At 65.0% G+C, this 24498-nt stretch carries 22 protein-coding genes; 15 read left to right on the top strand and 7 right to left on the bottom strand.

What is annotated here, in order from left to right; all coding sequences use genetic code 11:
- Nucleotides 1-34: 34 nt before the first annotated feature.
- Nucleotides 35-862, top strand: a complete 828-nt coding sequence (locus L2Y96_RS04365; RefSeq protein ID WP_247332890.1) for a universal stress protein — start codon at nt 35-37, stop codon at nt 860-862.
- Between the two features lie 187 nt (nt 863-1049).
- Nucleotides 1050-1712 (top strand): energy transducer TonB, encoded by a 663-nt coding sequence (locus tag L2Y96_RS04360; RefSeq protein WP_247332888.1) that lies wholly within the window; start codon nt 1050-1052, stop codon nt 1710-1712.
- Between the two features lie 108 nt (nt 1713-1820).
- Here the strand turns inward: L2Y96_RS04360 and L2Y96_RS04355 are convergent, their stop codons facing one another.
- A complete protein-coding gene (locus tag L2Y96_RS04355) occupies nt 1821-2111 on the bottom strand; it encodes a hypothetical protein (protein ID WP_247332886.1) in 291 nt (96 codons plus the stop codon).
- 158 nt (nt 2112-2269) lie between these two features.
- Between L2Y96_RS04355 and L2Y96_RS04350 the strand changes: the two genes are divergently transcribed.
- On the top strand, nt 2270-2848 hold the full coding sequence (locus L2Y96_RS04350; protein WP_247332884.1) for a cysteine dioxygenase: 579 nt from the start codon (nt 2270-2272) through the stop codon (nt 2846-2848).
- 47 nt (nt 2849-2895) lie between these two features.
- Nucleotides 2896-4269 (top strand): FAD/NAD(P)-binding protein, encoded by a 1374-nt coding sequence (locus L2Y96_RS04345; protein ID WP_247332882.1) that lies wholly within the window; start codon nt 2896-2898, stop codon nt 4267-4269.
- Nucleotides 4270-4347: 78 nt separating this feature from the next.
- On the opposite strand, the gene L2Y96_RS04340 is transcribed toward L2Y96_RS04345, so the two are convergent.
- Nucleotides 4348-5361 carry a zinc-binding alcohol dehydrogenase family protein gene (locus L2Y96_RS04340; RefSeq protein WP_247332880.1) on the bottom strand — a complete coding sequence of 338 codons (1014 nt, stop codon included), beginning with the start codon at nt 5359-5361 and terminating at the stop codon, nt 4348-4350.
- A gap of 79 nt (nt 5362-5440) precedes the next feature.
- Between L2Y96_RS04340 and cls the strand changes: the two genes are divergently transcribed.
- Both cls and L2Y96_RS04330 read left to right on the top strand, forming a co-directional pair.
- A complete protein-coding gene (gene cls, locus L2Y96_RS04335; protein ID WP_247332878.1) occupies nt 5441-6862 on the top strand; it encodes a cardiolipin synthase in 1422 nt (473 codons plus the stop codon).
- 169 nt (nt 6863-7031) lie between these two features.
- A complete protein-coding gene (locus L2Y96_RS04330; protein WP_247332876.1) occupies nt 7032-7799 on the top strand; it encodes a carboxylesterase family protein in 768 nt (255 codons plus the stop codon).
- 145 nt (nt 7800-7944) lie between these two features.
- Here the strand turns inward: L2Y96_RS04330 and L2Y96_RS04325 are convergent, their stop codons facing one another.
- The 5 genes from L2Y96_RS04325 to L2Y96_RS04305 all read right to left on the bottom strand — a co-directional run bounded on the left by L2Y96_RS04325 (nt 7945) and on the right by L2Y96_RS04305 (nt 12655).
- Complete coding sequence (locus L2Y96_RS04325) at nt 7945-8337, bottom strand: hypothetical protein (RefSeq protein WP_247332875.1); 393 nt, start codon at nt 8335-8337, stop codon at nt 7945-7947.
- Nucleotides 8338-8366: 29 nt separating this feature from the next.
- Nucleotides 8367-9593, bottom strand: a complete 1227-nt coding sequence (locus L2Y96_RS04320; protein ID WP_247332873.1) for an MFS transporter — start codon at nt 9591-9593, stop codon at nt 8367-8369.
- Nucleotides 9594-9772: 179 nt separating this feature from the next.
- On the bottom strand, nt 9773-10789 hold the full coding sequence (locus tag L2Y96_RS04315) for a Gfo/Idh/MocA family oxidoreductase (protein WP_247332871.1): 1017 nt from the start codon (nt 10787-10789) through the stop codon (nt 9773-9775).
- A 14-nt stretch (nt 10790-10803) separates the two neighbouring features.
- Complete coding sequence (iolG, locus tag L2Y96_RS04310) at nt 10804-11796, bottom strand: inositol 2-dehydrogenase (RefSeq protein WP_247332869.1); 993 nt, start codon at nt 11794-11796, stop codon at nt 10804-10806.
- Complete coding sequence (locus L2Y96_RS04305) at nt 11789-12655, bottom strand: MurR/RpiR family transcriptional regulator (protein ID WP_247332867.1); 867 nt, start codon at nt 12653-12655, stop codon at nt 11789-11791. Before L2Y96_RS04305 ends, iolG begins: the two co-directional genes overlap by 8 nt.
- A 204-nt stretch (nt 12656-12859) precedes the next feature.
- Here L2Y96_RS04305 and L2Y96_RS04300 point away from each other — a divergent pair, with 204 nt between their 5' ends.
- The 9 genes from L2Y96_RS04300 to L2Y96_RS04260 all read left to right on the top strand — a co-directional run bounded on the left by L2Y96_RS04300 (nt 12860) and on the right by L2Y96_RS04260 (nt 24425).
- Nucleotides 12860-13903 (top strand): sugar ABC transporter substrate-binding protein, encoded by a 1044-nt coding sequence (locus tag L2Y96_RS04300; RefSeq protein ID WP_247332865.1) that lies wholly within the window; start codon nt 12860-12862, stop codon nt 13901-13903.
- Nucleotides 13904-13919: 16 nt separating this feature from the next.
- Nucleotides 13920-15080 carry an ABC transporter permease gene (locus L2Y96_RS04295; RefSeq protein WP_247332864.1) on the top strand — a complete coding sequence of 387 codons (1161 nt, stop codon included), beginning with the start codon at nt 13920-13922 and terminating at the stop codon, nt 15078-15080.
- Nucleotides 15081-15091: 11 nt separating this feature from the next.
- A complete protein-coding gene (locus tag L2Y96_RS04290) occupies nt 15092-15880 on the top strand; it encodes an ATP-binding cassette domain-containing protein (RefSeq protein ID WP_247332863.1) in 789 nt (262 codons plus the stop codon).
- A gap of 15 nt (nt 15881-15895) precedes the next feature.
- A complete protein-coding gene (locus L2Y96_RS04285; protein WP_247332861.1) occupies nt 15896-17869 on the top strand; it encodes a bifunctional 5-dehydro-2-deoxygluconokinase/5-dehydro-2-deoxyphosphogluconate aldolase in 1974 nt (657 codons plus the stop codon).
- Nucleotides 17866-19749, top strand: a complete 1884-nt coding sequence (iolD, locus tag L2Y96_RS04280; RefSeq protein WP_247332859.1) for a 3D-(3,5/4)-trihydroxycyclohexane-1,2-dione acylhydrolase (decyclizing) — start codon at nt 17866-17868, stop codon at nt 19747-19749. Before L2Y96_RS04285 ends, iolD begins: the two co-directional genes overlap by 4 nt.
- Nucleotides 19746-20654: a myo-inosose-2 dehydratase gene (iolE, locus tag L2Y96_RS04275; RefSeq protein ID WP_247332851.1), complete on the top strand. Its 909-nt coding sequence runs from the start codon at nt 19746-19748 to the stop codon at nt 20652-20654. The genes iolD and iolE overlap by 4 nt, the downstream gene beginning before the upstream one ends.
- On the top strand, nt 20651-21448 hold the full coding sequence (gene iolB / locus L2Y96_RS04270; protein ID WP_247332849.1) for a 5-deoxy-glucuronate isomerase: 798 nt from the start codon (nt 20651-20653) through the stop codon (nt 21446-21448). Before iolE ends, iolB begins: the two co-directional genes overlap by 4 nt.
- Before the next feature lie 25 nt (nt 21449-21473).
- Nucleotides 21474-22997 carry a CoA-acylating methylmalonate-semialdehyde dehydrogenase gene (locus L2Y96_RS04265; protein WP_247332847.1) on the top strand — a complete coding sequence of 508 codons (1524 nt, stop codon included), beginning with the start codon at nt 21474-21476 and terminating at the stop codon, nt 22995-22997.
- A 117-nt stretch (nt 22998-23114) separates the two neighbouring features.
- The gene (locus L2Y96_RS04260) at nt 23115-24425 is read left to right on the top strand and encodes a carbohydrate porin (RefSeq protein WP_247332845.1); all 1311 of its coding nucleotides are present in this window, start codon (nt 23115-23117) and stop codon (nt 24423-24425) included.
- The last annotated feature ends 73 nt before the right edge of the window (nt 24426-24498 follow it).

The raw sequence follows: 24498 nt of genomic DNA, 5'->3' as shown, positions 1-24498 counted from the left end.
GCCTCAGGGCACCGGGCGGTGTTCCATGCGGGGTATGACCCTCGAACTCCTCCTCCATGTCCCGCGCCTGCCGTTGCAGGGCGCCGGCCTGCGTGCCGCGCTCGCCATGGCCGAACGGATCGGTGCACGTCTCGATGCCATGCACGTCGTCGACATGCCCGCTGCCGCGTTCACGGTCCCGGAAGCCGTACCCATGCAGCTCGACGCGGTGCGCCAGCGGGTCACCGACGCACGCGCGGTGGGCAACGACTGGGGCGATCTGCTCGGCACCAAGGGCCTCAAGGGCAAATGGCGCGTAGGCAACGGGGATACCGTCACTTTGCTTACCCACGCCTCCGCGGGTTACGACCTGGTGGTGATGGAACGGTCGTCAGCCATGCGCGGCGATGCACCCATCGGCTTCGGCGTGGTCTCGCGCACGGTATTCGGCGCCAGCCGCGGTGTGCTGGTCGTACCCGATACGGCACCGGTCGAGACGCTGGGCGAGAACGTGCTGGTCGCATGGAGCGGCAGCCGTGAATCGGCGCTGGCCCTGCGCTCTGCCCTGCCCTTGCTACGCAAGGCCGGCAAGGTCACGGTCATCGACGGCAGCCGGGATGAAGATATTGGCACCTGCGCGCTGCCTGACACGGATATCTGCGGCTGGCTGGACACGCATGGCGTGAAGGCTGACGTGCGCAAGCTCGACGAGGGTGCGCTGTCATCACCGGGACCGGAGCTGTTAAAGATCGCCCATGAAGCGGGGGCTGATCTGATCGTGATGGGCGCATGGGGGCGTTCGCGGTTATCCGAACTGGTCTTGGGCGGGACGACCCGGTACCTGTTCATGCAGTCCGACGTGCCGATGCTTGTCGCGCATTGAGGCGCTGATCGGTCAGCGCTGACCAAAATAGAAGGCCAAATGAAACTATTGCAAGTTTCTTCGAACCCTGCCTAATCTGAACCCGGACCTGAACACGATCCCCGCCAGTCCCCACTGGCCGTGCTCCCGGCCCACACAACACGCAACCACTACGCAGCACCTTCACCCACATCGAAGGAGGTCGCTCATGTCGTTCGCTCGCCCGCAGGCCCTGTCCGGGATCCATCCGGATGCTGTTCGCATTGCCGCCATGAGTGCGGCCATCGCCCTCAACACCGCCGCGCTCATCGCCGTCATGCGGCCCATGGTGGCCGAGATGGCCACGTTCGTACCCACGGCCCAACCGATCACGATCATCGATCACCCCACGCCACCGAAACCGGTGCCCGTGCCGGATATCGAACTGAAGCCATTACCGAAAGCCGTGCCCAGAACCCCGGTCACGGTGCACGACGTGGCACCACATCCTCCAGTGGAAACGGCACCGCCAACGGACGAGGGAACCATCCAGGCACCGCCTGTCGTGCAGGCACCGGCCACGCCCGCGCCAGCGGCGGATGCCGCTCCCGTTGAAACCACCCTGGCCTATGTCGCCGCGCCCGCGCCCAAATACCCGACGCAAGCCATCCGCGGCCGCATGCAGGGTACGGTCACGCTACGCGTACTCGTTGATGAAGCAGGCAAGCCGCTCGATGTGGTTATCGAATCAAGCAGCGGCCACAAGGTGCTCGATGACGCGGCCAGGAGCCAGGTGCTGGCGAGCTGGCGTTTTCAACCGGCGGTGCAGAACGGCCAGCACGTAAAAGCGTGGGCAAGGATCCCGGTCACGTTCGACCTTCATTCCCTTTAACCAGAGGCGGTTCGATCGAACTGTAGGAGCGAGCTTGCTCGCGATGGGTGCTTGTCGTATCCCCCATCGCGCGCAAGCGCGCTCCTACAAAGACATGGCGGCACTGGCTTAACGCGGAGCCGGCATCACCACGACGTCGGGCTTGCGGGTCGCGCGGGCGATGAGCCACACCAGGCCGACCACGAAGGCCACCGGGATGAGCACTGGCAGCAACGCAAGTGCCACGACCGGTGCGACGGCCAGCATCAGCACACCGCCGACGAGGGCGCCGACCAGGCTGGCGACGATATGGAAGACGCCGCCGATAATGCCGAACACCAGCTTGAGCAGAGCGCCCACGAGGGCGAACGCCAGCCAGAAACCAGCGAAGAGGACGACGAGCGAGGTCAGGACGATCATGGTGTGTCTCCGTGCATCGGCCGCCAGGTGGGCGGTGCACAGGTTCGATGCGGGGATTCTCAAAAGGGTTTAACGCCTATCTGAAAGACCGGGGTTACGCCTGTTTAACAGGTGCCATGGTCCACTGGCGCCAGTCGATTTACCGGGCGGCCCGCTCCATGGGTAAGCGTTCAACCATCATCAAAACCTTGCGAGACATCGCGTTCGATCATTCGGATGCCGGTGTCCCCGATCTCGCCTCCATGGGGCGGGAGCTCGGTAGTGCGCTGCACGCCCGGCACGATGAAGTCACCGAAGCGCTCGGCGCCCTGCGCGAGCGCCGCCGTGGCTTCGAGCGCTGGATGCTGGCCGAGCGCGCCAAGCCAGCCGTCAGCGTACTGGTCCTGGCCTGGCCCCCCGGCTACGCCACTCCGGTTCACGACCACGGCGGCTTGTGGGGTCTCGAAGCCACCATTGCGGGCGCCATCGAAGTTGAGTCGTTCCTCAAGGATGGCACCGACGAAACCCTGCGCAGCATCGGCCGCACCTGGCTGGGCCCAGGGGATGCCACGTGGTTCGAGGGCGCCGGTGACCACGCCCACCGCTGCCGCAATTTGTCGCGGCATGACACGGCCCTCACGCTTCACGTGTACGGTGGTGATCTGGCACAGTACCTCGCGTATGAGCAGCCCGGTCCTTCGGGACACTGGATCGCACGACCGAGGCAATCGATCATCGCGGGACGCCTGACGGCCTGACGGTCTCACGGCCCTCACCCCAACCTACGGGCGAAGGACCACTACACATGTTTCAGAAAGTCGCCATCATCGGCGGTGGCGCGGCAGCGGCGACGCTGGTGAGCGAGCTCCTCGAACGCAGGACGCCGAAGCCACTGCATCTCACCTGGTTCGCGGGCAGCGCAGAGCCCGGCCGTGGCGTCGCCTATGGCACGCCCTCCGATCGCCACCTGCTCAACGTCCGCGCGGCATCCATGGGCATGTTCGTCAGCAAGCCCGGTGGGTTCCTCGAGTTTGCCCAGGCCGCCAACCCCGCGGTGAAGGGCTCCGATTTCCTGCCGCGCCGGCTGTATGGCGATTTCCTGCGCACGCGCGTGGATGCCGCCATCGCTGGCGCACGCCAGCTGGGCCACGACATCAACCTCGTGCCCTTCTGTGCCCAATCCGTGGTGCCTTCCAGTGAAGGCGTCACCATCGGTTATGGCGAGGGCGAAGAAGCCCACGCCGAGGCCGCCGTGCTCGCCATCGGTTCGCTGCCGCCCCGTCCGCTCTCGGGTGTACAGGATGCCGCGTTGGCGAGCGGCCGCTATGTCACCGATCCCTGGCCCTACCTTGCCGCTGCCGAGGGCGATGATCGCCCCTTGCGCGTGCTGGTGATCGGCCTTGGCCTTACCGCGGTCGATGTGGTGCTTGAGCTTTCGGCGCGCTGGCCCAACGCTCATTTCACCGCGCTCTCGCGGCATGGCCACCTGCCCGAACCGCATCTCGCGGCCGCCTCCGCGCCCAGCGACGACGGCAACGACCTTGCCGAACAGATGCGCGACGACCCGAACATCCGCACCTGGCTGCACCGCCTGCGTGAAGCCACCGAGGGCGCCGACGATTGGCGCACCGTGGTCGACAGCATGCGCCCGCATACCCAGGGGCTCTGGCAGGAGCTGCCCGACGCCGAGCGTTCGCGTTTCCTTCGCCATGCCCGTTGGGCCTGGGAGCGTGCTCGCCACCGCATGCCGCCACAGGTGGCAGGCAGCGTCGGGAAGCTGGAGAAGGCCGGCAAGCTGCATCGCCTGCGCGGCCGCATGCAATCCGTGTCGCTGCGCATGGATGGCGATCTCGATGTCGTGCGCCGCGAAACCGGTACCCACGATACGGTGACGGAGACCTACGACATCGTCATCCAGACGGTGGGCCTCAACACCGATACGCTGCGCACCGACCACACCTTGATGCGCCAGTTGGTCATCGACGATCTGGTGACGCCCGACCGCATGGGCCTGGGCCTCGCCGCCCAGCCCGATGGCCACCTGCTCGATGGCGAGGGCAAACCGCGCGGCAACCTGTTCGCCATCGGTAGCCTGTTGCGCGGTGCGCTGTGGGAATCCACCGCCATTCCGGAAATCCGCAAACAGGCGCAGTCGCTGGCGAATCTGCTGGTCAAATAGAAACCTGTAGGAGCGCGCTTGCGCGCGATGGGGGTTGCGGCACTGCCCATCGCGCGCAAGCGCGCTCCTACAACGGCATTAGAAGCCTTCTAGTACCAGCTTGCCGATGGCGGTGCCGCTTTCCAGGATCTCGTGGGCGCGGCGCACGTTCGCTGCATGGATCGCGCCCAGGTTCTCGCGCAACGTCGTGCGGATCACACCCGCATCCACGAGGTTCGCGACTTCATCCAGCAGATGGCCCTGCTCACCCATGTCGTCGGTATGGAAGGCCGAACGCGTGAACATCGATTCCCAATGCAGTGAAATGCTCTTCACCTTGAGCAGGCGTACGTCGATGGGTTCCGCCGGATCGTCGATGAGGCCGATCTTGCCCTGCGGCTTCATCAGCTTGGGGAAGGCGGCGAAATGTTGTTCGGTCTTGGTCAGGCTCAGCACGTAGTCCACGCCCTCCGGCGCCACCGCCAGCACTTCGCCATCCAGCGGCCTCGCGTGGTCCACCACGTGGTGCGCCCCCATGGCCTGCACCCATTCGCGCGTCTCGGGGCGTGAGGCCGTAGCGATGACGGTCAGGCCGGTAAGCCGCCGCGCGAGCTGTACCGCCATCGAACCCACACCACCTGCCGCACCAACGACCAGCAACGTCGCGGGCCGGCCCGAGGTGCCGCGCGGTATGTCCAGCCGGTCGAACAGCAGTTCCCATGCGGTAATCGTGGTCAGCGGCATCGCCGCTGCCTCGGCCATGCCCAACGTGGAGGGTTTGCGCCCCACGAGACGTTCGTCGACGACGTGGTATTCACTGTTGGCACCGGGACGGTTGCGGTCACCGGCATACCACACTGCGTCGCCGACCTTGAACCTGCGCACTTCCGGGCCTACGGCGACGACCGTACCGGTGGCATCCCAGCCCAACACGTGATCCGCACCTTGGGGGTCCACCCGCTGGCGCACCTTGGTATCCACGGGGTTGACCGAAATCGCCGCCACCTTCACCAGCAAGTCACGGCCCACTGCCTCAGGGCGTGGAAGGTCCACATCGAGCAGGCTGTGCACATCATCGATCGGCAGGGGTTTGCGGTACGCGACAGCTTTCATGGGCACAACTCCACAGGAGACGGGACGATGACGAACCCATAGGATAGGCTGCCAAGAGGACCACCGGAGCGCTTTGGGCATGATCACCACCTTCATCGCGATCGCGGCGTTGGCCTTGCACGCCGCGGGCGTCATGGCGGCCATGCATGCGGTGATGAATACCCGCACAGCCCAGGGGGCTTTCGCGTGGGTGCTGGGGCTCGTGCTCGTACCCTACGTCACCCTCGTGCCCTACCTGTTCCTGGGCGCCAGCCGCTTTGGCGGCTACGTGGATCTCCACCGCCAGCGCCAGGCCCGGTTCTTCACGCTGCATGCCGAGGCTGAACACGCCGCGCGTCCGGGCGTGACGCCCCACCCCCAGCCTGTCCATGATCCGCGTTACGCCCCCATCGGCCACATGCTGAAAACGGCCATGCACGCTGGCAACAACCTCTCGCTGCATATCGACGGGGAAGCGGCGTTCGAAGCGATGTTCGCGGCGATGTCGCGCGCCGAACACTACGTGCTGGTGCAGTTCTTCATCATCCACGACGATGGCCTGGGCCGCCGCCTTCGCGATGCCCTGCTCGAATGTGCCCAACGTGGCGTGCACGTTTGCCTGCTGTACGACAGCATCGGCAGCCACGCGCTGCCGGATGCGTACGTCGACACCCTGCGCAACGGCGGCGTCTGGGTTCGCCGCTTCGCGACACGGCGCTTCCGCAATCGCCTGCAGCTCAATTTTCGCAACCATCGCAAGGTAGTCGTGGTCGATGGCGTGCGTGGTTTCGTCGGTGGCCTTAATGCGGGTGATGAATATCTCGGCCTGAAGCCACCGCTCGCGCCGTGGCGCGATACGCACATGCAGATCGAGGGACCGGCCGTCGCGGATCTGCAACGCGTGTTCGGCGAAGACTGGTACTGGGTAACCGGCGAACGCCCGCCCTCGCTGCCGCCGCCGGAACGTTGCGGCCGCGCCAGCACCATGATCGTTGCAACCGGCCCGGCCGATCGCCAGGAAAGCTGCTCGTTGTTCTTCACCCAGGCCATCCACGCCGCGCAGAAAAGGGTTTGGATCACCAGTCCCTACTTCGTGCCCGACCAGGCCGTGTTCGGCGCGTTGCGCCTGGCGGTCTTCCGCGGCGTGGACGTGCGCATCCTGATTCCTTCGCGCCCCGACCACCGCACGGTGTACATGGCCTCCACGCTGTATGCGCACGACGCCACCATCGCTGGCATCCGCATGTTCCGCTACCTGCCGGGCTTCATTCACCAGAAGGTGATGCTGATCGACCACGACACGGCCGTGGTGGGCAGCATGAACCTCGACAACCGCAGCTTCCGCCTGAATTTCGAAATCTCCGCACTCAACATCGACCCGCTGTTCGCCGCCGAGGTGGAAACGATGCTGAAGGACGACTTCGCCCAGGCCGATGAAGTGAACCCCAACGACTACCGCCGCCTGCCCTACCTGAAACGCGTCGCGCTCCATGTCGCCCGCCTCTTCGACCCCGTGCTCTGAAGCCACTTGCCGTAACACGGTTACTCCGCTCCACTCCAGCGTTACCAAGACCCTGTAGGAGCGCGCTCGCGCGCGACATCTTTCGCCTCGACGCACAGGCCCCCTGGCCTCTTGCGCACGGCGGATCGCGCCCAACGCGCTCCTACACTTACACAGGAGATGTATCGCGATGCTCCGTACCCTCGCTTTCGTTACCGCCGCCATGCTGGCGGGCACGGCCAGTGCCGCGCCGGCGCAGTTCGCCGAACGCACCGTCGACCTGCACGGCAAGACCTACCGCTACCAGGTGTTCATCCCGGCGGATATCAAGCCGCACCCCGCCGTCGTGCTGTTCCTGCATGGCAGCGGCGAGCGCGGTAGCGATAACCAGAAGCAGCTAAGCCAGGGCCTGCCGCCGTGGCTGAAGGAGCACATGGATTTCCCGGCCGTCGTCGTGATCCCGCAGGCACCGGATGACACCGAGTGGACGGACCCGGATGACGCGAACATGGCCCTGGCCGCGCTGGAAAAGAGCGTGAAAGAGTTCCATGGCGACCGCAAGCGCCTGTACCTCACCGGCCTGTCCATGGGCGGTTATGGTTCGTGGCAGCTGGCCGTCGACTTCCCCGACAAGTTCGCCGCGGCCGCGATCATCTGTGGCGGCATTACCCAGTTACCGGATCCGGAAGGCCGCCGGCTGTTCCTGCAGGGTGTCCCCGCCGGCAAGGATCCGTTCGCGTGGGCGGCAGAGAAGATCGGCAAGACGCCGGTGTGGATCTTCCACGGCGGTGACGACAACGTGGTGCCCACCGAGCAATCGCGGAAAATGAACGCGGCGCTGGTGAAGCGCGGCGCCGAGGTGAAGTACACCGAATTCCCGGGCGTGAACCACGGATCGTGGATGAAGGCCTACGCCACGCCCGACCTGTGGGAGTGGATGTTCCAACACCACCGCTGACCCGTAGGAGCCCACCCTGTGGGCGACATCTTTCGCCTCACCGCTACAGGCCCTGTGGCGTTATCGCGAACGGCGTCGCCCACAGGGTGGGCTCCTACAAGTGCTGTGGCGTTATCGCGAACGGCGTCGCCCACAGGGTGGGCTCCTACGGGTTGCGGATATGGCCGATGAGGTCTTTCAGGCCGCCTGAGAACGTCGCCCAACCGGCGAATGCGCCCACCAGCGCACCGAGCATCTCGAACAGCACGCGCAGGCCCATCGAATCCGGATCGTGCACCGCGGCCAGCTTCACCCGCAGCAGCTGCGGCGACTGGATCGGCACGAAGTTGAAGTAGAACGAATTCCAGATGTCCTCGCCGCCGGCGAGAAAGAAGGCAACGAGCACGGCAACGGTCAGCTCAATGCCATGGCTCCAGCCGTTAGCCTTGCCAATCAGGCGCACCACAAGGTAAGCAACGATGCCGGCCAGCAGCGCGATGCCGCCGACCTGCAAGGCACCTTCGATGCCATAACCCATCCAGCTGCGATCAAAAGGCATGGTGCCGACTCATGGGGATCAAGCCCGCATTATGCCCGTGCGTCGGCTCGTTCGGTGCGGGGAATGCGGCCATGGCGCGCATACAGCACGAAGGAAAGTACGGCGGCCGCCATGGATGCGCCGCTAGCCGCAAGGAAGATAGCCGGGTAGTCGTAATGTCCCGCGATCCAGCCACCGACCGGGCCGGTGAGGCCAAGCGCGACATCGAGGAAGACCGAGTACGCGCCCAGCGCCGCACCGCGGTTATGGTTGCTGACGCGGCTGACCGCTTCGACGCCCAGCGCGGGAAACACCAGGGCGAAGCCCGAGCCCGTCAATGCCGCGCCCGCCAGCGAGGCTTCCGGCGTGGTGCCAAACCAGAGCAACAGCAGGCCCATGGCCTCGACCACCAGCGACACGATGGCCACGCGGTAGCCACCGAACTTGTCGATGGCATTGCCGAAGACCAGGCGGATACCGATGAAGCAGCCGCCGAACAGCGATAGCGAAAGCGCGGCGTCCTGCCAGCCGCGGCTTGCGTAGTAGAGGGCGACGAAGGTGGAAAGGGAACCGAAGCCGATTGAGCCCAGCGCCAGCCCGATGCCGTACGACGACACCCGCGACAGCACGCTCTTGAAAGGCAGGCGTTCGCCATGGCTCGGTGCCACGCGGGCCTTCATCATGGCCAGCGGCAGCGCCACGGCGCCCAGGACAAAGCCGACCACGCCCAGTGAAATCAGGCCAAAGTGCTGCGACAGGGCAACGCCGAGCGGCGCCCCGAGCGCGATGCCGCCGTAGGTCGCGATACCGTTCCAGGAAATGACCCGCGCGGTGTGCTCCCCGCCGATCCCGCCGATACCCCAGGTGATCGAACCCGTGCTGACCCAGCTCTCGGCAAAGCCGAGGCCAAGGCGGCTCATCAGGATCAGCGCCAGCGAGAGCGCCGGCATATGTGGCACCAGTGCGCCGAGCGCCAGGAACAGGCCCGATAGCGCCAGCACGATCAAGCCGGCGATCACGGTGCGCTTCGGGCCCATGGCATCGGCCATGCGCCCCGCATGCGGCCGGCTCAGCAGCGTCGCAAGATACTGCGCGCTGACCGCAAGGCCCGCGAGGACGGTGGTGTAGCCCAGGTCGTTGTGCACGAAGCCCGGCAACACCGCGAGCGGTATGCCGATGCTGAGGTAGCAAACGAACGAAAAGACGACCGCGGAAAGGATCCGGGCGGTGACGGCGAAGCGCCGCCCACGATGGGGGACAAGGGATGGCAAGGACATGGCACGCTCATTATAGACGCTGATGCTGCACTGCGGCATCGCGCCGCATGAAGCCTTTTTCATCCAGGCACCCCGTAGGAGCCCACCCTGTGGGCGACGCCGTTCGCGATAACGCCACAGGGCCTGTTGCGGTGAGGCGAAAGATGTCGCCCACAGGGTGGGCTCCTACCGGGCGGTGGTTAGCCCAGGAACACGGGCTGGCCGGATTGCTGGGATTCGCGGAGGGCTACCGCGATGCGCGTGGCTTCCACCGCATCGTCCATGGTCAGGTCGAACGGCGTGTCGTCGAGCACGGCATCCACGAAGTGCTTTGCCTGGGTCACGAAGGCCGGAGCGAAGCGCTCGTAGAACGACGGCACCACGGCATTGCGCACGCCCGCGGCGTCCGAGATCTCCACGCGATCGGCGCGCGGATTGCGGCCGACGCTCACCTTGCCGCCCGTGCCGGTCACATCGGTATGCGTATCGTGCCCATGAGCCTGCGTGCGCGAGGCGTAGAACATCGCCATCTGGCCACCTTCGAATTCAACGATGGCGATGCCGTTATCCACGTCCTTGATCGCTTCCAACGGCGGATACATGGCGACCGTGCCGGTGGCATACACCTTCTTCGCCTTCGGCCGGCCCAGTAACCAACGGGCGAGATCCACATCGTGCACGCTGCAGTCGAGGAAGATGCCGCCGCTGGTGGGGGCGAACTTCAGGAACGCACCCGTCGGGTCCGCCAGATCCGTCGTCTGCGAATACACCAGGAACGGCCGTCCGATACCGCCGGCCTCGATGTGCATGAATGCATGCCGGTAGCTTTCGTCAAAGCGGCGAACGAAGCCAACCATCGCGCGTTTGGACGACTTTGCCGCATGCGCAGCGGCGCGGCGGCAGTCCTCCAGCTCCAGCGACAGCGGCTTCTCGCAGAACACGTGCTTGCCGGCATCCAGCGCCTGCTCGATCTGCGCGGCATGCAGGGACGTTGGCGTCACCAGCACCACCGCATCGATATCCGGCGCCGCCAGCATCTGCTCATAGGTGTCGTAAACCGTGGTGATGCCCAGGGATTCACGCGCCCAGGCACGCTCGCTTTCCACGGGGCTGCACACTGCCACCAGCTCCGCACGGGGTACCGCACGGGCGAGGTTTTCCGCGTAGCGCTGGCCCAGCCGGCCGAGGCCGGCCAGCCCGATACGTAGCTTGCTCATGGCTCAGTGCTCCGTCAGATGTTCACGGCCACGGCCTGGCCTTCGCGCCACGACCGCGCGGCAGCCTCGGCCAGTTCCAGCGCCTTGATGCCGTCGGCAATGGTCGTGCGCACCGGCGTACCAGCGGCAAGTGCATCGAAGAAGTGCGCGATCTCCGCAGCGTACGCCTCGCGGTAACGCTCGAGGAAGAAATGCTCCGGCAGGTCGTGCGCGATATTGGCCGCGGTATGCGAAACCACCTGCGTCGGCGTGACATTGCCCGCCTGCAACATGCCCTTGCTACCGAGCACTTCGAAGCGCTGGTCGTAACCATAGGCCGCGCGGCGCGAGGTATTGATCTGGCAGAGCTTGCCGCTCTTCGTCCGGATCGTGACGGCCGTGGTATCGATATCGCCCGCGCCTTCGATGGCTGGGTCGGTGAGACAGCTACCGGCAGCATGCACGCTCACCGCCTCCTCGCCGAGGATCCAGCGGAAGATATCGAAATCGTGGATCAGCATGTCCTTGAACACGCCGCCCGAGCTCTTGATGTAGTTCACCGGCGGCGCGCCCGGATCGCGGCTGGTCACGATCAGCACTTCGGGTGTACCAACTTCGCCCGCATCAAGGCGCTTCTTCAGCGACGAGAACGTCGGATCAAAGCGGCGCTGGAACGCGATCATGCAGACCACGCCCGCCTTCTCGACCGCGGCATGGCAGGAGCGCGCACGCTCCACGTCCAGATCCACCGGCTTCTCGCAGAAGATCGCCTTGCCCGCCGCCGCAGCGCGGTGGATCAGATCGGCGTGGGTATCGGTGCTCGAACCGATCACGACGGCACCCACCGCCGGATCGTTCAACGCCTCCTCGACACTGGCCACCTTCGCGCCGTGCTTCGCTGCCAGTTCCTTTGCCGAGGGTTCATGCACATCCACCACGTAGCGCAAGCGCGCTTCCGGGTGGCGCGCCACATTGCCTGCGTGGATCTTGCCGATGCGACCGGCACCAAAGACCGCGACTTCAATCATCGTATTCTCCTCGGGGAAGCGTTTCTTCGACGGTTAGTTCGAGCTTGTAGGCGAGCGCGACGAATAGCGCCTGGCATAGGCACATCGTGCTGGTGAGGCCACGGAAGGCGAACGCGCTGCCCTCCTTCACCTTCAACAGCACATCGGAATGCCGGGCCAGGGGGCCCAGGTCGCTTTCGGTAATGGCCAGCACCTTCGCGTGGTGTTGCTGCGCGACGCGCATGGCGTAGAGGGTTTCCTTGCCGAACGGCGGGAAGCTGATGGCGATGAGTGCATCGCCCTTGCCGATGCTGCGCAGCTGCTCGCGGAACATGCCGCCGAGCCCACTCACAAGATGCACGCGCTTCTGCGTGTGCTGCAGCGCATAGGCGATATACGTGGCGATGGCGAATGAGCGGCGCACGCCGATCACGTAGATGTTTTCCGCCGCGGCGAGCGTGTCCACCGCGGTCTGGAAGCGTGCCTCATCGATCTCCGCGGCGAGTTCGTCGAGACCCATGCGACTGGCGTCGATAAAGCGCGAGGCGATCTCCGCGGCAGGCACGCCACCGGAGCGGTTTTCGATGACGGTACGGATGCGCTGCTGGTAGCTGCGCGACGGGGCCGCCTGCGCGGTGAACGCATCGCGGAACACGGCCTGCATTTCGCTGAAGCCGGAATAGCCAAAGCGCTGGGCGAACCGGACCACCGCCGACGCATGCACGCCCGCGCCTTCGGCAATCTCACCGACGCGCTGGACCATGATCGAACTGCGATGTTCCTCAAGGTACCGGGCCACCCCCTGCAACTGGCGTGGGAGGGCCTCGAATTCCTCGGCGATGCGGGTCATCAGGGCATCGGCTTCGCTGCGTTTAGCCATCGGTGGCTCCAGGAGGGGTCCGGCGGCATTGAAGCACCCATGGAACATATTTTCCATTTATTTCGATGTTGCAATGCAAGTTGCAACCGTGGAACGGCAGGTCCATGCTCGGCCCGCTTTTCGGCAAAACAGCGGCCGCCAGGCCGTTATCGCTCAGACCGTCACCCATCCCGACCGGCCAGGCCGGTCACACGTGGAGGCAATATGCGATTCAAACCGTTCCAAGCCGCGCTGGCCGCCGCACTCGCCCTTGGCCTTGGGCTTGCCGCCCCCGCCTCCCAGGCGGCCCCCGGCGACCGATATGTCCTCGTCACCCACGCCGCCGATTCGGACTCGTGGTGGAACACCATCAAGAACTCGATCAAGCAGGCCGGTGAAGACTTTGGCGTTGCCGTCGATTACCGGGGCTCCGGCAATGGCGACCTGGCCGAGATGGCCCGCCAGCTCGAATCCGCCGCGGCCCGCAACTACAAGGGCGTGGCCTTCGATATCGCCAACTTCGACCAGTTGAAGGGGCCGGCTGCCAAGGTCTCGGCCAAGGGCATCCCCATCGTCACGATCAACTCCGGTACGCCGGATGAGAGCAAGAAAATCGGCGCGATCATGCATGTCGGCCAGGGTGAGTACGACGCGGGCAAAGCCGCCGGCGATCGTGCCAAGGCCGCCGGGATCAAGAGCTTCGTGTGCGTGAACCACTACGCCACCAACAACGCCTCGTTCGAGCGCTGCCAGGGCTTTGCCGATGCCATCGGCGTGAAGGACTGGCGCCAGACCTCGATGATCGATACCGGCATGGACCCGACCGTGGTCTCGTCCAAGCTCACCGCTTACCTGCGCGCTCACCCGAAGACCCAGGCCATCCTGGCACTCGGTCCGAACGCTGCCGAACCGGCCATCAAGGTGGTGGAAGACCTGCACCTGAAGGGCGCCATCAACTTCGGCACCTTCGATCTTTCGCCCGCGATCATCGAAGGCATCAAGTCCGGGACCATCCAGTACGCGATCGATCAGCAGCCGTACCTGCAGGGCTACATGGGTATCGCCGCGCTGGTGATCGCGCATGACCAGAACACCAAGGACCCGGCCAAGATCATTGCCGCGCTCAAGGCCAACCCGAAGTTCCAGGCGCGCCTGAAGGAATACGACCTCAAGCCCATCTACACCGCCAACGGCGTGAGCTCGGGCCCGGCCTTCGTCACGAAGGACAACGTCGCCACCGTCGAGAAGTACGCCGGCCAGTATCGCTGACCGCCGGGAGTAAACCATGAGCGCCATCAACGAGAGCGTTACCAACATGATCCAGCGTCAGCGCGCGAATGCGCAGGAAGCCGCCAAACCCACGGATGAACGCGTCCGGAAGATTTCCCCGTGGCGCGTATTGCTCGATCGGCCCGAACTGGGCTCCATCGCCGGCACCATCCTGGTGTTTGTCTTCTTCGCCTTCACTGCGGGCGATTCGGGCATGTTCGCCCTCGATGGCGTCATCAACTGGGCGAAGGTGGCGGCGTACCTCGGCATCCTTGCCGTGGGCGCCTGCCTCCTGATGATCGCCGGCGAATTCGATCTCTCCATCGGTTCCATGATCGGTTTCGCCGGCGTCGTCGTCGCCATCCCACCCATGTACCTGGGCTGGCCGTTGTGGGCCTCGGTCATCGCGGCCTTCGTGGTCTGCATGGCACTAGGCGCCCTTAACGGCTATCTGGTCATCCGCACCAAGCTGCCGTCGTTCATCGTCACCCTCGCCTTCATGTTCATCCTGCGCGGGCTTACCCTCGTGCTCTCCACCACCTTCGCCAACAGCACGATCGTCAGTGGCGTGGGCAGCAAGTTCGAAGCCTCGCCGCTGGTTTCCGGGTTGTTCTCCGGCACCACGCTGCATGGCCTCTTCGCCTTCCTCGCCTCGCACGGCATCATCGAATCGTTCCCCAACGGTGAACCCGTGGTCGGCGGGATTCCCAAGGTGTTGCTGTGGTGGGTCGCCCTCGCCGTCGTCGCCGGATTCGTCCTGGCTCGCACCCGCTTCGGCAACTGGATCTACACCGTGGGCGGCGATGCCAACGCGGCGAAGAACGTGGGCGTACCCGTACGCCGGGTGAAGATCTCGCTGTTCGTGCTCACCGCCTTCTGCGCCTGCCTGTTCGGCGTGCTCCAGGTCGCCGAGTTTGGCTCCGCCGCCTCCGATCGCGGCCTGCAGAAAGAGTTCGAAGCCATCATCGCCGTGGTGATCGGCGGCACGCTGCTCACCGGCGGCTTCGGCTCCGTGATCGGCGCGTGCTTCGGCGCCATCATCTTCGGCGTGGTGCAGATCGGCATCTCTTACACCAACATCGATTCGGATTGGTATCGCGTCTTCCTCGGCGGCATGCTGCTGATCGCGGTGCTGTTCAACCACTACATCCGCAGCCGCGCTGCGAATACGAAGTGAGGAGCGCCCCCATGGCCGACGATTACATCCTCGAACTCGATAACGTCAGCAAGTTCTTCGGCACGGTGATCGCCCTGCAAGGCGTGACCCTGCGCCTGAAGCGCGGCGAAGTGCATTGCCTGCTGGGCGATAACGGCGCGGGCAAGTCCACGCTCATCAAGACGCTTGCCGGCGTACACCAGCCGAGCAGCGGCGACTATCGCGTGGACGGCGAATCGGTGAAGTTCGCTTCGCCGCGCCAGGCGCTGGACCGCGGCATCGCCACCGTGTACCAGGACCTCGCCCTGGTGCCGCTGATGAGCGTGGCACGCAACTTCTTCGCAGGCCGCGAGCCGCGCCGCCGCTTCCTCGGTGTGCTCAATGTCATCGACATGAAGTACGCGAACGAGACGGCACGCGACAAGCTGGCCGAGATGGGTATCAACGTGCGTGACGCTAGCCAGCCGGTCGGCACCATGTCCGGCGGTGAACGGCAGTGCCTCGCCATCGCCCGCGCCATCCATTTCGGCGCCAAGGTGCTCATCCTCGACGAACCTACGGCGGCGCTTGGCGTCAAGCAGAGCTGCAACGTGCTCAAGCTGATCCACAAGGCACGCGAGCGCGGCATCTCGGTGATCTTCATCACCCATAACGTCCACCACGCCTACCCCATCGCGGATAGCTTCACCCTCCTCAACCGCGGCCAGTCCATGGGCACCTTCGCCAAGAGCGATATCACGAAGGAAGAAGTGCTCGACATGATGGCCGGCGGCACCGAGATCCAGAGCCTCGTCGATGAACTGGAAGGCCGCGCGGCCTGAAGAACACACATACCTATGCGCACTCCCCAGCCCCGCTCCACTTCCCGCCCCATCGACGTCGCCTGCCTCGGCCGGCTCGCGGTGGATCTCTATGCCCAGCAGATCGGCGCGCGCCTGGAAGATGTCACCAGCTTCGCCAAGTACCTCGGCGGCTCGTCGGCCAACGTGGCCTTCGGCACCGCGCGGCTCGGCCTGCACTCGGCGATGCTCTCGCGCGTGGGTGATGACCAGATGGGTACCTTCCTTCTGGAAACGCTAAGCAACGAAGGCTGCGATGTCAGCCAGGTGAAGGTCGACCACGAGCGGCTTACCGCCCTGGCCATCCTCGGGATCAAGGACAGCACCAGTTTCCCGCTGCTGTTCTATCGCGAGAACTGCGCAGACATGGCCTTGCAGGCCGACGATATCCACGAGGCGTTCGTCGCCCGCTGCCGCGCGCTCGCCATCACCGGCACGCACCTCTCGCAGCCCGGCGTTCTGGCGGCAAGCCAGCGCGCCCTCGAGCTTGCCCGCAAGCACGATGTGCGCACCGTGCTCGATATCGATTACCGCCCTGTGCTGTGGGGCCTGACCGGTCGTGGCAACGGCGAGCAGCGCTTCGTCGCCGCCGAGCATGTGACGCAGCACCTCCAGGCCATCCTTCCTTCGTTCGACCTGATCGTGGGCACCGAGGAAGAGTTCGCCATTGCTGGCGGCAGCGAGGATCTGCTCACGGCGCTACGCGCGGTACGCGCGGTCACCTCGGCGGCACTCGTCGTCAAACGCGGTCCGCTCGGATGCTCCTTCATCGAAGGCGCGATCCCGGCCAACATCGACGATGCACCCACTTACCAGGGCGCACGCGTCGAGGTGCTCAACGTGCTTGGTGCGGGCGACGCGTTCCTCTCGGGTTTCCTGGCGGGCTGGCTCAGCGGCGAATCCATTGAGCGCGCCTTCGCATGGGCGAATGCGAGCGGCGCCATCGTCGTGTCGCGGCATGCCTGCGCACCCTCCATGCCCGGGCGCGCGGAACTCGATGCCTTCCTCGGCCGCGAGGGCAGCATCACGCGGCCGGATCTCGATGCCGAGCTCGCGCACCTGCACCGCACCGCGGTGCCGCGCAAGGCGTGGAACGAACTTTATGTGTTCGCCTTCGACCACCGCACGCCGTTCTTCGAGCTGGCCCGTGAGGCCGGTGCCGACGAATCGCGCATCCCGCGCCTGAAGACCCTGCTCGTCGAGGCCGTCGCCGCTACCGAGCGCGCCAACCAGCTCGAAGGCCATATCGGCCTGCTGCTCGATGACCGCTACGGCCAGGACGCCCTCAATGCCGCCACCGGCCGTGGCTGGTGGATCGGCCGTCCCGTGGAGGTGCCCGGCTCCAACCCGCTGGAATTCGAGCGCGGCCGTTCCATCGGCAGCCAGCTCGTCAGCTGGCCGCGTGAGCATGTCATCAAGTGCCTCGTGCAGTTCGATCCGGATGCCGAACCGCTGCACCGCGTGGAGCAGGAGACCCAGCTGCTCGCCCTGTACGACGCCGCGAAACTCAGCGGCCACGAGTTGTTGCTGGAAGTCATTCCCCCGGGCTGCACCAGTCAAGGCCAGCGCGATGACCTCGTGCTGCGATCCATGAAACGCATCTACAACCTCGGGATCAAGCCCGACTGGTGGAAGCTGTGCCCGCCGCGCAACGAGGCATGGGCCGCCATCGATGCGCTCATCGCCGAGCGCGATCCGTTTTGCCGCGGCGTGCTGCTGCTTGGCCTCAACGCACCGGCGGACTCCCTCGCCGCCGGCTTTGCGGAAGCGGCCAACAGCAGCACGTGCCGTGGCTTCGCTGTCGGCCGCACGCTGTTCAGCGAACCGGCAAAGGCATGGCTGGCCGGGAGCATCGACGATGCGACCCTCATCGACCAGGCACGCAGCGCGTTCGAGGCCATGATCCGCGCATGGCAAAAAGGTGCGCGCCACACACAGGGCAACCCGGTAAAGGAAGGCGCCGCCGCATGAGCGAGACGATCCGCCTAACCACCGCCCAGGCCCTGGTGCGCTACCTGCAGGCGCTGTACGCCCGCGACGCGGATTCGGATGAAGCCGAGCCGCTCTTCGGCGGCATCTTCGCGATCTTCGGTCACGGCAACGTGGCCGGCCTCGGCGAAGCGCTGTACGAAGTGCGCGAGACCTTCCCGACGTTCCGTGCACACAACGAGCAGGCGATGGCGCATGCCGCCATCGCGTACGCCAAGGCGAGCATGCGCCGCCGGATGATGGCGGTGACCACCTCGATCGGCCCCGGCGCCACCAACCTGGTGACCGCCGCGGCGCTCGCGCATGTGAACCGCCTGCCCGTGCTGCTCCTGCCCGGCGATATCTTCGTTTCGCGCGCACCGGACCCCGTGCTCCAGCAACTCGAGGATTTCAGCGACGGCACGGTATCGGTGAACGACTGCTTCCGGCCTGTATCGCGCTACTTCGACCGTATCGTACGGCCGGAGCAGTTGCTTACCGCGCTGCCGCGTGCAGTGCGCGCACTTACCGATCCCGCGCTGTGCGGTCCGGTAACGCTCGCCCTGCCGCAGGATGTCCAGGCCGAAGCGTATGACTGGCCGCTGGCGTTCTTCGAGCCACGTGAAATCGTCTTCCGTGCGCCGCAACCCACCGACGACGAACTGATGGCGGCCCTCGACGCCATCGAGGCCTCGGAGCGCCCGGTGATCATCGCTGGCGGCGGCGCGTTGTATGCGAAGGCCACCCCCGAGTTGCTGGCATTCGCCGACAAGCACGGCGTTCCCGTCTGCGAGACCCAGGCCGGCAAGGGCGCCATGCCCTGGAACCATCCGCTCCAACTGGGCCCCGCGGGCGTTTGCGGTTCGACCGCGGCCAACGCCCTCCTCCGCGAGGCCGACCTGATCATTGCCGTCGGCACACGGCTGCAGGATTTTACGACCGGCTCGAACGCGCTGTTCCGGCACGTGCCGATCCTGTCGGTGAACGTCAACAGCTTCGACGCGCTCAAAGGCGATGGCCTCGAAGTGATCGGCGACGCGGCCCAGGTGCTCGACGACCTGAGCTTCGCGCTCGAAGAATGGGCCGCGCCGGAAAGCTGGACCCAACGTGCCAGCGAAGCGGCGCTTGGCTGGGTGGACATCGTCTCGCAGATCACGTCGCAGCGTGCACCACCCCCGGGCCGCTTGCCCTACGACGGCGAAATCATCGGTGCCGTGCAACGCTCGTCCGCCACCTCCGCCATGAGCGACATCGTGGTCTGCGCGGCAGGCACGCTCCCGGCGGAACTGGAAAAGCTGTGGCGCACGGAGACGCCGGGCGGCTACCACATGGAATACGGCTATTCGTGCATGGGCTATGAGATCGCCGGCGGTCTCGGCGTAAAGATGGCCGAGCCCGACCGCGAGGTCATCGTGATGGTGGGCGATGGCAGCTACCTGATGATGAACTCGGAGATCGCCACTTCGGTGATGCTCGATGCGAAGCTGATCATCGTGCTGCTCGACAACCGCGGCTATGGCTGCATCAACCGCCTGCAGCAGGCCACGGGCAGTGCGCCGTTCAACAACATGTTCGACAACTGCCTGCAGGGCCCGCACGGCGCGCCACCGATCGACTTTGCCGCGCACGCCCGCGCACTCGGTGCCATCGCCGAACACGTCGCCGACATCCATGGGCTGGAAGCCGCCCTGGAACGCGCCCGTGCCGCCGACCGCACCTATCTCATCAGCATCGATACCGACCACACACGCACCACCGAGCAAGGCGGCGTATGGTGGGATGTGGCGGTGCCGGAAGTCTCCACGCGGGATGCCGTACGCGATGCTCGCGCCGGCTATGAAACCGCCATCGTGGGCCGCAAGGCCGGGAACACGCTAGCATGAAGAACGATCCCATCCGCATCGGCATCAACCCGATCTCGTGGAGCAACGACGACCTGCCCTCCCTGGGCGGCGAGACCCCGTTGTCCACGGCGCTCAGCGAAGGCAAGGCCATCGGCTACGAAGGCTTCGAGCTGGGCAACAAGTTCCCGAAGGAACCGGCCGCCCTGCGTGAGCTCATGGCTGGCTACGGGCTCGACGTGGTCAGCGGCTGGTATTCCGGCCGTGCCGCGGCCCGGCCTGCGAAGGAAGAAATCGTTGCCGTCGGCAAGCATCTGCGCCTGCTCGCGGAGAATGGTTGCAAGGTGATGGTGTACGGCGAAGTGGCCAATGCCATCCAGGGCGAACCGCAGCCGCTGCACAAGCGCCCGCGCTTCCGCACGCCGGACGAGTGGAAGCGTTACGGCGAGAACCTCACCGAGTTCGCGAAGTTCACGCTCTCGCATGGCGTGCGCCTGGCCTACCATCACCATATGGGCGCGTACGTCGAATCGCCCGATGATGTCGATCAGTTGATGGCGCATACCGGCGATGAAGTCGGCCTGCTCTTCGATAGCGGCCACACGTATTTCGGCGGCGGCGATCCCGTGGCCGTGCTTGAGAAGCACATCGGCCGCATCTGCCACGTGCATTGCAAGGATGTGCGGCCAGGCGTCGTTCGCCTCGCGCGCAACCGGCACTGGACGTTCCTTGAATCGGTACTCAACGGCGCGTTCACCGTACCGGGCGATGGCGTGATCGACTTCGCCGGCATCATCGACCGGCTCAAGGCGCATGGTTACCAGGGCTGGCTGGTCGTCGAGGCCGAGCAGGATCCGGCCGTGGCACCCAGCTACGCGTTCGCCGAAAAGGGCTACCAGACGCTGCGGTCGCTGCTCGATCGCCAGCCGGTGAAGGAGGTCGCATGAGCCTGCTCGTGAAGGCCGCGGCGCAGGGCCCGGCTATCGTCACCGTCACGCCGGAATCCGCGCACTGGAAGCACGTCGGCTTCGAAGCACGCCGGGTCAAGGCTGGCGAAACGGCCACGCTCACGCTGCCGGCCGATCGCGAAGGCTGCCTCGTCGTGCTTACCGGCACCGTGGATATCCGCGTTGGCGAACACGCATGGAACGGCCTCGGCGGCCGCACCAGCGTCTTCGATGACCGCTCGCCGCACGCGGTGTACGCGCCACCCGGCTCGGTCTATACCGTCACCGCGCATGACGACGCCGAGCTCGCCCTGGCGTCCGCGCCAGCGTCGGGCCGCTTCGCCGTACGCCTGATCGAACCACAGAGCATGAAGCGCTCGGTGCGTGGCACCGGCGCGAACACGCGCTACGTCTGCGACATTCTCCCGGAGACGGAAGAAGCCGAATCGCTGCTGGTCGTCGAAGTACTCACGCCTGCCGGGCATTCTTCCAGCTACCCGCCGCACAAGCACGACACCGACAACCTGCCGGAAGAGAGCGTGCTTGAAGAAACCTACTACCACCGCGTCGATCCACCGCAGGGCTTCGCCTTCCAGCGCGTGTATACCGACGAGCGCGACATCGATGAATCGATGGCCGTGGGCAATCACGATGTCGTGATGGTGCCGCGCGGTTACCACCCGGTGGTGATGCCGCATGGCTATCGCGGCTACTACCTCAATGTCATGGCCGGCCCGCGCCGCGAATGGCACTTCCGTAACGATCCCGCCCACGAATGGATGATCGCGCGCTAAGCGCGCGTCCGGAGAAAGACGAACCATGTCCGCCCAGCCCGAAAACAGCACCGTTTACCGCATTGGCCACTTCATCGCCGGCGCCACCTACGCGGGTTCGCCGAGCGGCACCGCACCGGTGTACAACCCCGCGACCGGCCGTGTCGCCGCCGAAGTGGATCTCGCCTCCGTCGCAGACGTCGATACGGCCGTTCAGGCCGCCCATGCCGCATTTCGTGCGTGGTCGGAGACGCCGCCGCTCAAGCGCGCCCGCGTCATGTTCCGCTTCAAGGAACTGATCGAACGCGATATGGACAAGCTGGCACGCGTCATTGTCGCCGAGCACGGCAAGGTGCTCTCCGATGCGAAGGGCGAAATCGTACGCGGCCTCGAAGTGGTCGAGTACGCGTGCGGTATCCCCGAGCTGCTCAAGGGCGAGTACACCGAGCAGATCGCCAACGGCATCGATGCCTGGACGATGCGCCAGGCCATCGGCGTATGCGCGGGCATCACGCCGTTCAATTTTCCGGCGATGGTGCCCATGTGGATGTTCCCCATGGCGATCGCCTGCGGCAACACCTTCGTGCTCAAGCCTTCCGAGCGCGATCCGTCGCTAGCGATCGAGCTGGCCGTACTTCTCAAAGAGGCTGGTTTGCCGAACGGTGTGTTCAACGTGGTGAACGGTGACAAGACGGCGGTGGATGCCTTGCTCGACCATCCGCTGGTCCGCGCCGTCAGTTTTGTTGGTTCCACGCCCATCGCGGAGTACATCTATGCCCGCGGCACCGCCAAGGGCAAGCGCGTCCAAGCCTTGGGTGGGGCGAAGAATCATATGATCGTCATGCCCGATGCCGATCTCGACAAAACCGCCGATGCCCTCATGGGCGCAGGTTATGGCGCCGCTGGCGAGCGTTGCATGGCCATTTCGGTGGCCGTGGCCGTCGGCGAAGCGACCGCGGATGCGCTGGTTGCGCGCCTGAAGCCGCGCGTGAAAGCGCTGCGTATCGGCCAGGGCCTCGATGAGACCGTGGAGATGGGCCCCGTGGTAACGGGCGCGCATCGCGATCGCATCACCGGTTATATCGATGCAGGTGAAGCTGCGGGCGCGGAGCTGGTTGTAGATGGCCGCGGCTATCAGGTTGCAGGTTGCGAACAGGGATTTTTCGTAGGCGGAACCTTGTTCGATCGTGTTACACCCGCCATGACGATCTACAAGGAAGAGATCTTCGGACCCGTGCTTTGTGTGGTCCGCGTCGCAGATTTTGCAAGCGCCCTGAAGCTTGTGGATGAGCACGAATATGGCAACGGAACCGCGATCTTCACGCGGGATGGACAGGTCGCGCGCGAATTTGCGCATCGGGTTCAGGTAGGCATGATCGGTATCAATGTGCCCATTCCTGTACCGATGGCGTTCCACAGCTTTGGTGGCTGGAAGAAGAGCCTCATGGGTGATCACCACGCGCACGGACCTGAATCCGTACGTTTCTACACCCGACAGAAAGCCGTTACACAGCGTTGGCTGAACCACGATGAAAGCGCTGGCGCCGAATTCGCGATGCCCACGCATTAGTATGACAAAACGTATATATTGCGTCGGTTGTGTGCACGGAAAATGTTGTGCATCGCAACTGAGATAAACAAAAACCAAGTACGAAAAAGCGTAATTTTTTTTCAGGGAGAAGGGTTCATGCTTACGAATCTGATCAAGCGTCCACTCGCCGCAGTCATGCTGGCGGGCATCGCGTTCGCCGGCACTGCCCACGCCGACGACGCATCCAGCAGCAAATATCTCTTCGGCGACTGGAACGGGGAGCGTACCCGGCTCGCAGAGAAGGGCATCACGTTTGACTTCGGCTACGGCTTCGAAGCCGCACACAACTACTCGGGTGGCGATCGCAATCTCACCCGTTACACCGATCAGTGGAAGTTCGGCGCAACATTTGATCTCGACAAGCTCTGGGGTTGGAACGGCGCGAAGTTCAACATCATGATCACCGATCGCAACGGCCGCAATCTCGGTGCTGACGCGAACATCGGCAACAACCAGCTCATCCAGGAAGTGTACGGTCGCGGCCAGACCTGGCACCTCACGGTCCTCTCGCTCGAACAGAAGTTCTTCGACGGCCGCCTCACCTGGAAACTCGGCCGCCTGCCGGTCGGCGAGGACATCAACAACTTCTCGTGCGACTTCATGAACCTGTCGTTCTGCGGTGCGCAGCCGGGTAACGTGGTTGGCGACTACTGGATCAACTGGCCGACCAGCCAGTGGGCGACGGTGCTGAAGTACAACACGTCCGACGACACCTTCGTGCAGTTGGCCGGTTACCAGGTGAACCCGAAGTACGCCGACGACGGCTACGCCGAACGCAACGGCTGGAAGCCGGGCTTCCCGGGCGGCACCACCGGTGCGCTTATCCCGCTGGAATTCGGCTGGAAGCCCAGCCTTGGCGGCCTGCCGGGTTCGTACCGCGTCGGCGTCTGGTACAACACCTCGCACGGCGATGACCTGTACCTCAACACCGATCACCAGCCGCTGGTCGAGTTCGGCGGCACGCCGCTGCAGCACGATTCCCGCCAGGGTGCGTGGATCACGTTCCAGCAGCAGGTCACCGGTGTGGCCGGCGGCGAAGGCATGACGGTGTTCCTGAATGCCACCGCGGCGGATCATTCCACCTCGGCGACGCAGAACCAGGTCTCGGTCGGCATGGAGTACAAGGGGATCTTCAATCGCCCGAACGACATGGTCGGCGCTGCATTCGCTTCCACGCACGCCAACGGCCTCACCGCCCGCGCGCAGCGCCTGCAGAACGAGCTCAACCCTGCCGACCCCGTGTTCGTGAACTCGGGTTCGGAAAAGGTAGCTGAAGTGTTCTACAGCTGGTCGCCGATCCCCTCGATCGCGATCCGCCCGAACCTGCAGTACATCAAGGATCCGGGTGGCAGCAAGCAGCGTGATGACGCGTTTGTCCTGGGCCTGAAGACCAGCTTCGCGTTCTAAGCAAGCTCTTGTAGGAGCGCGCTTGCGCGCGATCGGATCTCGCGCAAGCACCCATCGCGTGCAAGCACGCTCC

Origin of the sequence: Luteibacter aegosomaticola, assembly GCF_023078475.1 — a bacterium.
In the GTDB taxonomy this organism is placed as follows: domain Bacteria; phylum Pseudomonadota; class Gammaproteobacteria; order Xanthomonadales; family Rhodanobacteraceae; genus Luteibacter; species Luteibacter aegosomaticola.
This window is presented reverse-complemented; position numbering and strand designations above follow the sequence as displayed.